Source organism: Hallella multisaccharivorax DSM 17128 (assembly GCF_000218235.1).
GTDB classification, from domain to species: domain Bacteria; phylum Bacteroidota; class Bacteroidia; order Bacteroidales; family Bacteroidaceae; genus Prevotella; species Prevotella multisaccharivorax.
This window is the reverse complement of record NZ_GL945017.1, coordinates 2734178-2749414: the sequence shown is the minus strand read 5'-3', so window position 1 is coordinate 2749414 and position 15237 is coordinate 2734178. Positions and strand designations below refer to the sequence as shown.

The following is a 15237-nucleotide window of genomic DNA, read 5'->3' as shown; positions in this document are numbered from 1 at the left end:
CTATGATGTAATACAGTTCCCTGCGGAATACACAGATTAAAGAAGCAAGATCCTCAGGAGAGCCCGTCTGCTTCCCTTTAATCAATTTGTGAATCTTGTGGATAATATCAGATATTATCCAAAAATTAAGTACAAATGTCGGACTCTGTCCTATAGAATTTATCAAAATCTAACAAGCGTAGACTTCTTCGGGGTCTTACTATGGGCTGCACTGATTTGAGTTACCAAATTCATAACCTTACCTGTCGGAACATCTCCTTTGAAACAAATGCGGATATCAGTCGGGAATTCGATGTCGATCTCGCCACTGTCATGTGTGGAAGAGTCTTTCCCCGTATTCCTCAAGTTAACTGATATCAACCCCTCATCAGATTTTCCCCTTGGCTTCACAGGTCCGGACTTACGCTTCCAATAGCAGCAATTCGAAACAGAGTAGCCCTCATTCTCGCAGACCAAAAAGGCTGGTACAACAGACAATATTAAGCTAAAAATAAATATTAGCACTCGCGATACTTGTCGTTAGTTTTGGCGTTTCACTCGTCATATCCAACATTCAACGAGACCTTACTTGTTATAAAATACGGATAAGAGTAAATAAAGTAATATTCCGCTAATGACGGAAGCAATCATATCATATATATCCAAGGTAAGGGAAAAAAACAACTCATAAATTACAACTCCTATTATTATTTCAAATATATCTTTTCCTATATTTTTGGAGGGATTAGCCTTAATAGCATATCCTAAAAAGAGACAAGCAGGCACTGCAAAAATATTTGGTATAGTATCAGCTAAATGAAAATCTTCTATTTTGTGCGAATAAATATAGGGACGATAAGTCTTGATTAAAACCAAGGGTATCGTCGCTAGCAGAATAGATATAAATAAATAGAACTTGCGTTTTCTGATCATTTGTTGTACTAATTTTCGTGGCACGAAAAAGCTAAAGCCTTCAGCGCCGCATTTGTGTTAATCTTCCGTTTATATACTGATTGAGGGTACGGTCCTCCACGTTGTGGAAGGACCGTTAACACCCTCTTTTTTCTGTATAAACATACCGAAGAAAGAAACGTAAGTTGTCCCGTATCCTGGTCTGTAGAACAAGAGAGGCTTTTGCTTCATGTATGTGAACTGTACTCCAAGACTTTGCTTTCGGTCATCTATGATTGTGGACTCCGCTCATTTGAGGCAGCCAACCTAAAGTGAAACGAATGAGTTTATTCCTCAGAGTGGCTGCAAGAAGTGCCTGGCTAAAGGCTGGGGCGTCTACAGCCGTCCGCCTGCCAAGGTGTGTCAGCCAGGTGCTCGAGACATCGGCCGGTACGCATACAGAGTGGCGATCAGCAACTCGCGTGTCCTGGATTATACCTCTGACGACATGGTGACATACGACTGGAAGAACTACCGGCAAGGTGGCAAGCACTGCAAGATGACCATGAAGGCAGTCGACTTCCTCAATCTGTTCTCCTTGCACATACTTCGACCTTCATTCGGGTGCATACGTCATTACGGGATACTCTCGTCGTCCAACCGTGACAAGGTGCGCAAGGTGCAGGTTTGGCTTGGTGAAACTCCCGTACCCAAGTATCGGAAGAAGAAGCCATATTGCAGATCTGCGATGAGAAAGGCTGGCAGATAGGCTGTTGTCCGCACTGCAGATGCAAGTGCAGGCAATCGAAATATTTGAGCCCTCACATGCGCCCCACCCAAGACAGTACATCTATCACGAACTGCACATATCTGATTCATTCCTCCATAGTCTGTCAAAACTGATTTCTTGGCGGAAAGCTCTTATAGTGCCTATATGTGACAGTTTCAGTGTCTCAAAGATCGCTTTCAGATGACTGCCCAGTCGATTTTATCGAATTGACAGCTTCGTTGTAACTGCCATCCGTGTCTGCTCAATACAGTTGCTTATGCATATCAAGGACTAAAAATTAGGTTAATCCCCATAGTTATGTCCATCTGCCTGCCGTACAACTCGGTCTTCATATTGGCCTTACGTTCCTTCAGGCCAACACGAAGACCTCTTTAGTATTTATTTATAAGCAAGTACGGAAGGGGCATTGTTGTTATACATCAAGCATCTTGCGTGCCAGACAGCAACATATCCGAAGAGCTCGTATACGTCGCTAAACAAAGATCCACCTTGCTGAGCTCTCATCTCACTAGCAGTGAGTTCAGTAATATTGTTATTCATAACATGCTCTTAACTTGTTTATTAATAGCAAAAGACCACTAAAGTATGGCCCTTACTTATTGTCCCACTCACGATTAGCCTTATCTGCCCCTTTTTTGAAGGAATCAATAGTTGATCCTGTGTGACCAATCAAGTCCCAAAATAGACCTCCGAGCATAAATCCAACGTACCAAGGCATTCCTCCATCTGTCTCCATCATCTCTTGAACAGATAGATCTGCAATCAGTTTTTCTTTCATTGTCTTAAGATTATTAATTAAGCTTGAGTTCATATAAGTCGTCGACTACTTACGCTTGCAAATTTACAAAGGAAAAGAACTCTCCGCAAATTTTCCTTGATGAATTTTCGTTCCGTGCAAAATTTCTGCACGGAAGAGCCTGCTGTGGTTTGTTTTTCAAACAAATAGTACCTCCATCAAGCAGATTCATCTCATCTTCTCCGATATAGCTCACGCATAAAGACAGGTTCATATCGAACGCATTTGTATAGCAGAACGATTGCTTCTTTCTATTGTAATTTATCTCTGCCCCCATATTCTTCAATACCTCTATGATGTAATACAGTTCCCTGCGGGATACACAGATTAAAGAAGCAAGATCCTCAGGAGAGCCCGTCTGCTGCCCTTTAATCAATTTGTGAATCTTGTGGATTCTTCTGAGATCATCAATTATAAACATTGGTTTCAATTTTAGTCAATTTCATCACACTGCCCATGCCAAAGGCGTCGATAATATTCGGAAACTTTGAGCAGCTCATTATGAGTGCCTTCAGCAATGACCTGACCGTTAGCCAGCAAAATGATATGCTGTGCATCTCTGATCGTACTAAAGCGGTGGGCGATTGATATAATGGTTTTACGGTTCTTCCGTTAAATGCGTAGGCGCCTATCATGCAATGCATATAGTCTTAGGGTAAAGTATTCATCATTTCTAAACCCATAAATCTGTCTTTTCAGCACTTTAATCTTATTGTTGATTCCCTCTATTCTCCCATTTGAGATATAATGGTCATACCATGCAAGAATGTAGGGTTTGTATGCCCTGACGGTTGATGCCATGACTGCCAGTGGCTGTATCTTTGCATCAAAAGCCTGTCTGACCCATTCGTCAAGCACTTTCTCTGCATCGTCCTTGCAGCACTGGTTCCATATCTCCTTAAGATCTTCCTTGAGATAATAGGCTGTCATCAAAGGCTTGTTCAAACTCAACGCATTCTCTAATCTGTTCCTGTGCTGATGATCGAAGATGTCATTTCCATTTCTCAGCAACAGCCATCTGGTACCCTTTATTACCTTGCGCTTGTTGACATCCCGTTCCGCATGCCAGAGTTGCCTTCTGAGTTGGTCGAGTTTCTCGTTCATGAGCTTAGTTACATGGAAATGGTCTACAACCAGTGCTGCCTGGGGCAGATGTTCGGTCACAGTCCTGGTATATGCGGCGGATAAGTCTGTGCAGACAGCCTCTATACGGTGTCTGTCATCTCCGAGTCTGCTCCGGAACCCATCAAGGGATGCCTTGCCATTTCCCTCTCCTACATACACGATGTGACCATTGTCGAGATTGACCACAATGGTCTTGTATACCTGGCCTTTATGGGTTGCGAACTCATCAATGGATATTCGTCTTAATGTGGACAGGTCCGGAGTTCCGTACTCTGCCTGCAAGAACTCCATCTGAATGTTACGTACAACGTCCCACGATACTTGCAGGAACCAGGAAATGTCCTGGATCGTTGCAAAGCGTGACAGGTCAAGTACCATGTTCGCAAAGGCCTGTGTATGTCGACGTTTCCCCTTGGCAAAATCAATCTTCTCCTGCTGGATACACCCACAGTCATGACATAAAACACGTTGTACATGCATGTCCAGATAAGTCTTGTTTAAGCCGATTGGCACACTTACAAAGCGACGAATGTGGCTGCCGTCAAGAACAACATGATGGCTGCCGCACGCTGGACAACAAAGTTTTTCCCTGGGTGTTTGGATTTCCAAAACTAATTCATTACCTTCGTAGCGCATATCCTGACATTCCTGTCGGGAGACGCCTAAGGCGTTTTGCATTATGCTGGTATTCATGTTCTTGGAGTTTGGGCACTACAAAGATACATAATACCAGCTCTTTTAATATATATACAACAGCCTATCTATTCATTTAACGGAAGAACCTAAAAAGATGGAGTTGTTACACAATACTCCATAAAATGTTAACAAAGGTTGTTTTTGAGTATTGTGTTTAGGTATTTGCGTATACATTTTAAAAGTTAACTATTTTATGGAAAAACGTATAGAAGATCTATATCAGCAATACTTGTTGGGACAATTATCTCGTGAAGATTTTAAGGAATTGCAGCAGGAGGTGACTCATACTACCGATGATGAGTTGTGGAATCTGATGTGTGAGGACTTTTCTCTATCATCAGAATTCACAGAAATGAGTCATGAAACGCAGCAAAGAATATTGCATGGCCTACAGTCTAAGATACGAAAGGAACAGCATCGCAAGTTTGTTCATAAGCTTTTGCGCTATGCATCGGTAATCGCGGTGGTGGTTTCCCTGCTTGGTGGTGGTTATTGGGGACTCAAGTCCTTGAGTCGGTCAGCGCCGGTTTATACTTACGTGAATGTGAAGGCCGGAAGCAAGAGCGTGATAACGTTGCCCGATGGCACCCATGTGAGTCTCAATGGCAATAGCCAGTTGCGCTATAATGTAGAGCCGGGCGAGCATCGTGAGGTGGTTTTAATGAAAGGTGAAGCCTATTTTGATGTTACCAAAGATGCGAGTTGTCCATTTCGTGTACATGTGAACGACATGCAGATTGAAGTCTTAGGTACAAAGTTTAATGTGAAATGCCATTCCGGTGAGGTAGAAACAGCCTTGTTCTCGGGTGCAGTTCGTCTTTCGGCCAAAGGCCTTCCGCAGTCTTACCGGCTTTCTCCGGGACGAAAATCTATTTATCAATCTGCAGCGCATAGCATGGAGATCTGTGACAATGACAACGGTTGTGACGGGCGCTGGAAGGATGGTTATTTGGCATTTAACAGCAAACCGTTGAACGAAGTGTTGCAGGAAATCGAAAACTGGTATGGAGTAAGCATCCAGCTTCGCAATAAGAAGTTGGCTGACGACTTGCTTACGGGCGCCTTTTATCATGAAACTTTGGAAAGCGTGCTTTATTCGTTGAGCTTGCAATACAAATTCAAATACAGCGTAAGCCATGGGAATGTAGTCATTGAATAAAGCCTAACACCTAACACCTAAAATCTATATATCATATGACAAACAAACTAAAAAGTAGAGGGAGAAGTCTTCTGCGTTTCTTGTTGGTAATGGTATTGCTGCTTATACCGACAATGTTGCTGGCGCAGCATGGCAAAGTCAGCCTTAATCTTCAAAATGAAGAGGTGAGTCAGTTTATTCGCCAGGTTGAGAAGCAAACGAACTATACGTTTGTTTATCGCAACAGCGTGCTTCAACCCAAGACGAAAGTGACATGTGTATGTAAGGATTGGCCATTGGAAAAAGCACTCTTTCAAGTGTTTTCTTCGCTTGGAATTCAGTATTCTTTTAACAACAACACCATAGTGCTGGTGAAGGGAAAGAATGAGAACAGTGAGCGAAAGGGAGCGAAACCATCAATGGGGAACACGCCGTCTCCATCGGATAAGAACAAGCTCTCGGGTATTGTCCGTGATGTAACAGGTGAACCTATCATTGGCGCAAGTGTTTTTGTGAAAGGCACAAAGATTGGAACCATTACGAATGTAGACGGTGAGTTCTCGTTGGATGTGCCGGCGAATAGTACGCTTATGGTCTCATATATCGGTTTCGCGACACGCGAAATACCAGTAAAGAATCATTCAAATCTTAAGATAACCCTGGATGAGGATGCTGCCCATAATCTCAATGAAGTGGTGGTTGTGGGCTATGGAACACAGAAAAAGACCTCTGTGACAGGTGCTATCGCTTCGGTAACGACAAAAGACCTGGTGCAAACTCCACAGGCCAACATCAGTAATATGCTGGTGGGTAAGATGCCTGGACTTATTGCCATGCAGCGAAGTGGCGCGCCGGGAGAAGACAATTCTACACTGCTGATTCGTGGTGTGAGCACATTTTCTGACAATACTGCACCTTTGGTGATGATTGACGGCGTAGAGCGTCCCAATTATAATGGCCTTGATCCCAATGAAATTGAGTCGGTGAGCATTCTCAAAGATGCTTCCGCCACGGCCATTTATGGTGTCCGTGGTGCGAATGGTGTTATCTTGATTACAACGCGTAAAGGTCAGAAAGGCAAGCCCCATCTGAGCTATTCAGGCAATGTTGCTGTTCAATCGCCCACAGCCCTGCCACATTATTTGAATAGTGCACAATACTGTGAGATGTATAACGAGGCATTGAAAAATGATGCCTACACTAAGGGAACATCTTATGTTCCACGCTTTACAGACGAAGACATCAAGCTCTATCGTAACGGAACAGATCCTATCATGCACCCCAGTACTGACTGGGTGGGCACGTTTCTGCGTAAGGCTTCGATGCGTACACAACACAACTTCAATATCTCGGGCGGCACAGATCGCGTGAAATACTTTATCTCTGCGGGGGTCTTTAATCAGGGAGGCATGTACAAGTATACGAAGATTGACCGTCATCATGACGTGAATGCCTCAGACACACGCTATAACTTCCGTTCGAATCTCGACTTTAATATCACACAAGACTTTAGGGCGACGGTGCAGTTGTCTTCGCAAATCAATAATATCCGTACGCCGGGTCTGGGCAATAGTAACCTTTGGAAAGAAATATCCTGGGCTACACCACTGGGTACTCCAGGTATGGTTGATGGAAAATTGGTGCGTCTTGAAAACACCATCGATGATGAAAACCCATGGCAGGCGCTGTTGAACAATGGCTATAATGATATCAATGCCAACACGATTAATACAACCTTGCGTTTCGAATACGACCTATCACGATTGTTGTTGAAAGGATTGTCGATTCATGCAAGTACCTCTTATGACAGTTATTATAACAGTAAGCGTTTCTCTGTGAAAACGATGCAGACCTTTGTTCCGAAGAGAGATCCGAGCGATCCCACAAAGATTGTTCTCGTGCCACAGAATGAAGCCAGCACATGGGGAGGCGGTTTCGAATATGACAAAAACAGAAAAGTGTATTTTGAGGCAGGTCTTCATTATGACGGAACATTTGGAAAGCATCAGACCACCGTACTCTTGCTTTATAACCAAAGTAAATATTATTCTCCCAAGCTGGCCTACCATGTTCCCAATGCTTATCAAGGAATTGTGGGACGCATTACTTATGATTACGCCAATCGCTATTTGGCAGAATTCAACATGGGTTATAATGGCACGGAGAACTTTGCTTCCGGACACCGATTCGGTTTCTTTCCTGCGGTATCTGCAGGTTGGGTTATCAGTGAAGAACCTTTCTTTCCAAAGAACAATTGGGTTGTTTATACGAAGTTGAGAGCTACTTATGGTGAGGTTGGTAACGATAAGATTGGTGGTGACCGCTTCCTGTATCTGCCTTCTGTCTATGGTTCTACAAGCGGAGAGCTGTCGGGCTATAATTTTGGTTCCTCTTCAGACCCTGTTTATTCACAGATGATTGAAGAGAAACGCTTAGGTAATCCGTTCCTGACATGGGAGAAAGCCCGTAAGCTGAACATAGGTGCCGACATGAATTTCCTGAAGAATCATCTCACGGTTTCATTCGACTACTTCAAGGAACGCCGTAACAATATTCTCTCAAACCGAAACAGTGCGCCCATGCTGATAGGTGCTTCGTTGCCTGCCTATAATATGGGTGAAATGGAAAACTCGGGGTTTGAGCTCGATATCAACTATCGCAGCAACTTCCGTGACTTTAATTATTGGGGGCGTTTCAACTATTCTTTTGCACGTAATAAGATTCTCTTTCAAGACGAAGTGCCTGAGAAATATGCTTATCAAATGCGTACAGGACGCCGTGTTGGACAGTTCTTTGGTCTCCTTTTCGATGGATTCTACAATTCATGGGAGGAAATCAACGCCCTCGATCGTCCCGTAAGCAGTTGGAATGGCAATCGCTTACAGCCAGGAGACATGCGTTATGTTGATGTGAATAAGGACGGAAAGATTGACATGTACGACATGGTGCCCATTGGATATTCGCCCACTCCAGAGATTATCTATGGTTTCTCTGCTGGTTTCAGCTGGCGTGGTTTCGATTGTTCAGCACTCTTTCAGGGGGCATCCCATGTCTCCATTAAATATTTTGGCCGTGCGTTGTGGCCATTCATCAATGCACATAATAGTGCAAAGACCTTGATATTAGAACGTTGGACGCAGGAGCGTTATGAGCGTGGAGAACCCATAAGCTTCCCTCGTTTGTCAATGAGTCCCTCACGAGATACTGATAATAACTATCAAGACTCTAACTTTTGGATTCGTAATGCCGACTATTTACGTCTGAAGAACGTAGAGATTGGCTACACTTTCCGCAAGGGACAGCTCAAGGTATTAGGTTTGGAGAGCCTGCGTTTGTATGTTAGCGGCACCAATCTGTTTACCTGGACAAATGTTATTGACTTGGACCCTGAAGCTCCATCCAAAGGTGGCGCGACGGAGATTAATACCTACCCATTGCAGAAAATCTACAATGTGGGCATAAATATTCAATTCTAAAATCCTTTCGTATGAAAAAGAAACTTTTATATATCGCATGGGTCTTTGCTCCTGTTTTGCTGGCATCTTGTTCTGATTTTTTAGAAACTCCGCCGTCTGTTGATTATGGAGAGAACGAGGTTTTTTCAACACGTGCAGATGCAGAGAAGTTATTGACAACGCTCTATGCAGAGGGAATGCCCTATGGTTTCTGCATGAGTAGTTCAAATACCGACCGCCGGTTGTTGTCGTCTTCCACGTTGGCTTCTGCGTGTGATGAAGGTGAGGACGTTGCTACGTGGGCTATGGGCAATGCTGCATGGAATGCAGGTAATCATACGAATAGCAACTTTACGTGGGATGAAGACTGCCGTTTTTATTTGCGAAATCATACAACACGCGTGGCAAACCTCATTTTGAAACGCATCAATGACGTACCTTTTGATGAAGGAGACCCTGATTTTAATAAGCGTGCTACAGGCGAAGCTTACTTCATGAGAGCCATGTTGTTGTGGGAGAGCGTTTATCGTTATGGTGGTATGCCAATCGTTAGGGAGGTCATTGAACCAACGGACTTTTCACAACGTCCGCGTAACTCTTTTTCTGATTGTATAGATTCTATCCTCATTGACTGTGATAGAGCTACACAATATCTCCCTGATTACTACACCGACAATGCCAAGTTAGGGCGTGCAACGCGCATTGCGGCCTTGGCTTTGAAAGCAAGAGTGTTGCTTTATGCAGCGAGTCCGCTGTTCAATACCAATACACCTTATATGGCATTCCCTGGGCATGAAGAGCTCATTGGCTATGGGAATTATGACAAAGAGCGTTGGAGAAAGGCAGCTGATGCAGCTAAGACAGCCATTGATGCAGCCATTGCTTCTGGACATTATCATCTTTATAACACGGGTAATCCCGATAAAGACTATGAAGATGTGTGGACTATTCCTGATAATGTGGAAATCATTCTGGGTAACATGAAGTATAGAAACTTCAAGACAACCAGTCGCCCTTTGGTGGCAGACTTGCCCACATGGGCCATGAATAAGGCCTGGGGAGATGCTGGATTATATGTGACATTCAATTTTGTCAAGCACTATGAGAAGCGTTCAGATGGTCAGCCGGCAGATTGGAATATGAAAGGCGGTGACAACCTTATTGATATATATAATAGTCTGGATCCTCGATTTAAGCAGACTGTTGCTTATCACAGCAGCAGTTGGAATGATGAAATTCCATTTATTAATTTCCTTGATGGAGGTTCGGAAAAGTCGGCAATGGATCGCACGAGCCACTTGCTTCATAAGTGGGTTCCGCGTATACTGCACGTGAATGGCAGCAATACAGCCAATGTGCAATGGCCTGTTTTCCGTATGGCAGAACTCTATTTAAACTATGCAGAAGCACTTAACGAATATGAAAGCGCACCGTCACAGGCTGCTTATGATGCCGTAAACCTCATTCGTTCACGGGCTGGCATGCCAGATTTCCCTGCAGGTATGACGAAAGAAGCCTTCCGGACAAAGCTCCGTAATGAGCGTTCGGTAGAGTTGGCATTCGAAGATCATCGTTTCTGGGATATACGCAGATGGCGCATTGCCGGTGAAGAAGGAGTGATGAGAGGTAAGTTCTATGGTTTGAAAATTCGCTCAACAGATGGTAACAAGATCCATATTCATTACGAACCGTATGTGTTCGAGCATCGTTTCTGGAATGATAACTGTTATTTATATGCCATTGACCAGAAAGAAGTTAATAAAGGCTATCTCATTCAAAACCCTGGATGGTAATATCAAGTAAACCTTAAATTGCAAAATAATAGGACAATGAAATACAAAGATTATATTGCAGGAGGTGCTCTTATGCTGTTCTGTTTGTCAGTACATGCACAGGATGTCACTGATACTACGGCGATGCATATTGCTTATGGTGTACAGCCTTCGTGGGCGCAGACGGCTGCCATCTCTACGGTGAAAGGTGATCGACTTATGGAAATTACATCGCCAACAGTGGGCAATTCGTTAAAAGGATTGCTTCCAGGACTATCAATTCTTCAGAAATCGGGAGAACCTGGCTACGACTTTTATATGGAGAATATGTTCACACGCGGTGTGAGTTCATTCAACGGGAAACAGCAGATGCTGGTCTTTGTTGATGGCTTTGAAACACCATTGGACAATATCTCTACAGAAGAAATAGAGTCAGTATCTTTGTTGAAAGATGCCGCGGCATTGGCAATCTATGGTTCAAGGGGCGCAAATGGCGTATTGTTGATTACAACGAAGAAAGGCTATCGCTCTACTCCGAAGATTGGTTTCCGCATGCAGACCGGTATTCAAATGCCAACGATTATGGATACTCCGATGGATGCTTATCATTATGCAAGCCTCTATAATCAAGCACTTGCCAATGACGGTAAGCCGCCCTTGTATACTGATGATGCACTTGCAGCCTATCAGTCGGGCAGTAATGGCTATCTTTATCCAAATGTAAATTGGAAAAAGCAAATATATAAGAATACAACTCCTCTGACGATGGGTGAACTTACCTTCCGTGGAGGTGGCGGCGGATTGAACTATTATGTCATGGCAGGATTACTGCAGAATGATGGTATCTATCGTGGAACAGACTCTAAGCGACGTGAAAGTGCCAATGTGGATTATGCTCGTTATAATTTCAGGGCCAACTTGGATGTTGACATCACACGCTATTTCAGAGCCTCTCTTTATTCAGGAGTGAGCCTTGCGGAGAAGACTACGCCTGGCGGTGGCGGGGCAGAAGACTACTTGAAGTCTGTTTGGACCACTCCTCCTAATGCTTTCCCAGTCTATAATCCGAATGGTAGTATTGGTGGTACTTCATTATATACGAATCCTGTGGCCAATCTTTTGAATCGTGGTTTGTATAAAGAGAACTCACGGTCGGTGCAGGTTATTTTCGGTTTGCAGTATGATTTTAGTGCTTTTGTGCGTGGCTTGAGCGCCAAAGTTATGTTTGGCTATCACAATTTTATGGCGGAGACGTCGCCCAAGACGCGTGATTATGCACGTTATTCCCTGACCCAAACTGGCGTTGATGCACAGAACAATCCCATTTACAGCTATATGCAATATGGCTCAGATGCTGCTCTGACAGCTACAGAAGGATTCCGAACCAGCCAGTCACGTGTGGGATTACAAGCACAGATTGATTATAAACGTCGGTTCGACAAGCATGGTCTGCATGCCATGTTATTGATGCTCAACGACCGCTATCAGGTGTATAATGTGCGGGATGATGAGTGTTATGTAAACTTTGCGGGACGTTTAACCTATGATTACGAGAAGCGGTATATCGCCGAATTGGTAGCATCTTATATGGGAACTGACAACTATGCACGGGGTCATCGCTTCGGTGTGTTCCCTGCATTGTCGGCTGCATGGGTGGTAAGCAATGAGTCGTTTATGAAAACAATATCATGGATTAACTTCTTAAAGTTGCGTGCTTCCTATGGCCTTACGGGTAATAATCAAACCTCAGCCCGCTATATTTATGACGAAACTTATAGCGGTAAGGGAAGCTATCTTTTTGGCATTGGAAGTTCTCAATCTTCTGGTTTCACCGAAAAAACTTTGGCCAATCCTTCTGTAACATGGGAGAAGAAACGTATGTTCAATGTAGGAATCGATGCTACATTTTGGAAGAACCTGTCTGTTAATTTTGATATCTTCCACGAAACTCAGTCAGATATTCTGACGCTTCCTTATGCACAAATACTTGGATTCGTTGGCGCTTCCTATGGAGGTATACTTCCTTTGATGAATGTGGGCAAGGTGACGAATCATGGTTTTGAACTAAAGGTACGCTATCAAGGCAATATTCGCGACAAACTTACCTATTTTGCTGAGGCTGGAACATGGTATGCCATGAGTCGAGTTGACGAGCAGGGAGAAGATGTCAAGGCTGAAAGCTATCTCTATAAGAAAGGCCATCCTGTGTGGAAACCTATCGTCTTGGAAGCTGAAGGTTTCTATACAGCTAATGATTTTGACAGTGATGGCAAGTTAAAAGCCACTTTGCCGCAACCTCAATTTGGACATGTTGCACCTGGAGACATCAAGTATAAAGACTATAACGGTGACCAAGTCGTCGATGATAATGATGCACATCCCGTTGGAAACACGACTGTTCCTGCATGGAACTATATGTTGAGTGGAGGCGTCAAGTATAAGGGGGTCGATATTAGCGTGCTGTTCCAAGGGGTTGCTCAGCGTGACATCTATTTGCGAGGAGCCAATATCTACTCTTTCGAGAACAACGGTACAGCTTCCAATTTGGCTCTTGACAGTTGGGCACCTACGAACCCTGATGCTACATATCCACGTTTGTCGACAGTTGATTTCAGCAATAACTATCGCACTTCTACCTTCTGGCGCCGCAATGGAAGCTTCCTGAGACTGCGCAATGTGCAGATAGGATATGAACTATCTGATGCTGTTTCGCGTGCATTGCATTTGAGCAGTATTTATTTTTATGTGAATGCAACTAACTTGTTTACGCTGGATCACCTTGGGGAATTGGGCGATGCCGAGCAAGATTATCTTTTAAGTTATCCGCTCATGCGTACTGTTAGTGTGAGTTTGAAACTTGCATTCTAATTAATGTCCCATTTAGAAACTTTATTTCATGAACACAAAGTTTTTTTCAAATAGCCTCACTTTAGTGGCAATAGGCATGGTGCTCACCCTCAGTTCGTGTAATAACTTTCTGGATCGTGAGGAAGATTCGTTTATTGATAAGACTGCAACGTTTGATTCTTATAATCGGACGCGACAATATCTCACCTACGCTTACTCCCTGCTCCCTGACGGTTTAGATCGCTTTTCAAGTGGAGCAACGTTGGCAGCAGCAACAGATGATGCAGAATTTGCTATTGAGTCGTCGAATATTCAGCAGTTTAATAATGGCTCGTGGAATGCTTTGAACAATCCTGATGACAATTGGAATCGCTTCTTCTCGGGTATCTCTAAATGTTGTACTTTGCTGGAGAATACCGACCATATCAATCTTGATATTACACGATTGGATCCAGACAAGCAGGTGGAATATGCCAATAACCTGAAAGATATCCGCATGTGGCGTGCTGAAGCTCGCTTCCTTCGAGCCTATTTCCACTTTGAATTGTTGAAGCGATACGGACCGATTCCTATCATTACTTCCACGCTTAGCATTAATGAAAACTATGAGAACACGCCGCGACCAACAATGAAAGAGGTTGTGGATTTCATAGCTAAAGAGTGCGATATGGCTGCTGATACACTTGAACTTACACCTTGGCGTAATGTTAACGATGCCTTTGGGCGTGCAACGAAAGGTGCGGCTTTGGCGTTGAAAAGTCGCGTGTTGCTCTATGCTGCCAGTCCGCTTTACGTTGATTTTGGTGACATTGATGAAGCCAACAAGCCTTCTGATGCTTCGCTGTGGAAAGCTGCCGCCGATGCAGCTAAGGCTGTAATCGATCTCAATCAATATGAATTGGCTGCCTCTTATGGTGATTTGTTCAAGAATGATTTCCAAAACAAAGAGTATATTTTCGTACGTAGATACGGCGCCAGTTCCAGTTTTGAAAAGAGTAATTTCCCTGTAAGTTTTGGTGGAAAGGGAGGCACCAATCCTTCGCAGAACTTAGTTGATGACTATGAGATGCTTGACGGAACACCCTTCGATTGGAATGACCCGGCCAAGGCAGCACAGCCTTATGTGAATCGGGATGCGCGCTTAGCTGCGACAGTTCTGATGAATGTAGCGTCTTTCAAAGGCAAAAAGGTTGCGGCTTATCCTGGAGGTGGTGATGCTATCCCTAACCCAAATGCCACAAAAACAGGCTATTATCTACGAAAGTTCCTCAATGAGGATGTGAACATTCAAACTGGAGGAAGCAGCAGCGGACATGTTGTTTCGCTGTTTCGTTTGGCAGAAATCTATTTGAATTACGCTGAAGCACTTAATGAATATGATCCAACGAATCCTGATATAGAAGTTTATCTCAATAAAGTTCGGCATCGGGCATCGCTCCCCGACATAGCAACAGGACTTTCGCAAGAGCAGATGCGTAAAGCTATTCAGCATGAGCGGCGCGTAGAGTTAGCATTCGAGGAGCATCGTTTCTGGGATGTACGTCGTTGGAAAATCGCTTCGTCCACTCTCGGAAGCCCACTCATGGGCGTGCAGATTACAAGAAAGACAGAGGGTGGTTTCTCTTATACACCTGCAGAAGTAGAGCAAAGAGTATTTCAACCCAAGATGTACTGGTATCCAATACCACAGTCTGAAGTACTCAAGTTGAAGCAATGGAAACAAAATAAAGGTTGGTAATAAAATCAGA

The 15237-nt window shown here is 43.8% G+C and carries 11 protein-coding genes; 7 read left to right on the top strand and 4 right to left on the bottom strand.

Annotated elements, in window-relative coordinates; all coding sequences use genetic code 11:
- Positions 1–564: 564 nt before the first annotated feature.
- A complete protein-coding gene (locus PREMU_RS11705) occupies positions 565–855 on the bottom strand; it encodes a hypothetical protein (protein WP_156804010.1) in 291 nt (96 codons plus the stop codon).
- 364 nt (positions 856–1219) lie between these two features.
- Here PREMU_RS11705 and PREMU_RS14680 point away from each other — a divergent pair, with 364 nt between their 5' ends.
- On the top strand, positions 1220–1639 hold the full coding sequence (locus tag PREMU_RS14680; RefSeq protein WP_083819252.1) for a transposase: 420 nt from the start codon (positions 1220–1222) through the stop codon (positions 1637–1639).
- A gap of 613 nt (positions 1640–2252) precedes the next feature.
- On the opposite strand, the gene PREMU_RS11695 is transcribed toward PREMU_RS14680, so the two are convergent.
- Together PREMU_RS11695 and PREMU_RS14265 are read right to left on the bottom strand one after the other, a co-directional pair.
- A complete protein-coding gene (locus PREMU_RS11695) occupies positions 2253–2438 on the bottom strand; it encodes a hypothetical protein (RefSeq protein WP_007575579.1) in 186 nt (61 codons plus the stop codon).
- Between the two features lie 49 nt (positions 2439–2487).
- Positions 2488–2877, bottom strand: coding sequence for a hypothetical protein (locus PREMU_RS14265; protein WP_007575578.1), 390 nt, complete (start codon positions 2875–2877; stop codon positions 2488–2490).
- Between PREMU_RS14265 and PREMU_RS15130 the strand changes: the two genes are divergently transcribed.
- Positions 2877–3044: a hypothetical protein gene (locus tag PREMU_RS15130; protein ID WP_156804009.1), complete on the top strand. Its 168-nt coding sequence runs from the start codon at positions 2877–2879 to the stop codon at positions 3042–3044. The genes PREMU_RS14265 and PREMU_RS15130 overlap by 1 nt on opposite strands.
- Before the next feature lie 24 nt (positions 3045–3068).
- On the opposite strand, the gene PREMU_RS11685 is transcribed toward PREMU_RS15130, so the two are convergent.
- Complete coding sequence (locus PREMU_RS11685) at positions 3069–4274, bottom strand: ISL3 family transposase (protein WP_007574972.1); 1206 nt, start codon at positions 4272–4274, stop codon at positions 3069–3071.
- Positions 4275–4470: 196 nt separating this feature from the next.
- Here PREMU_RS11685 and PREMU_RS11680 point away from each other — a divergent pair, with 196 nt between their 5' ends.
- The 5 genes from PREMU_RS11680 to PREMU_RS11660 are packed head-to-tail and all read left to right on the top strand — an operon-like array spanning position 4471 to position 15227.
- Positions 4471–5436, top strand: a complete 966-nt coding sequence (locus PREMU_RS11680) for a FecR family protein (protein WP_007575576.1) — start codon at positions 4471–4473, stop codon at positions 5434–5436.
- Between the two features lie 35 nt (positions 5437–5471).
- On the top strand, positions 5472–8891 hold the full coding sequence (locus tag PREMU_RS11675; RefSeq protein WP_007575575.1) for a TonB-dependent receptor: 3420 nt from the start codon (positions 5472–5474) through the stop codon (positions 8889–8891).
- An 11-nt stretch (positions 8892–8902) separates the two neighbouring features.
- Positions 8903–10663 (top strand): RagB/SusD family nutrient uptake outer membrane protein, encoded by a 1761-nt coding sequence (locus PREMU_RS11670; RefSeq protein WP_007575574.1) that lies wholly within the window; start codon positions 8903–8905, stop codon positions 10661–10663.
- Positions 10664–10699: 36 nt separating this feature from the next.
- Entirely contained in the window at positions 10700–13510 is a 2811-nt protein-coding gene (locus tag PREMU_RS11665; protein ID WP_007575573.1) for a SusC/RagA family TonB-linked outer membrane protein, read from the top strand.
- A 28-nt stretch (positions 13511–13538) separates the two neighbouring features.
- Positions 13539–15227, top strand: coding sequence for a RagB/SusD family nutrient uptake outer membrane protein (locus tag PREMU_RS11660; protein WP_007575571.1), 1689 nt, complete (start codon positions 13539–13541; stop codon positions 15225–15227).
- The last annotated feature ends 10 nt before the right edge of the window (positions 15228–15237 follow it).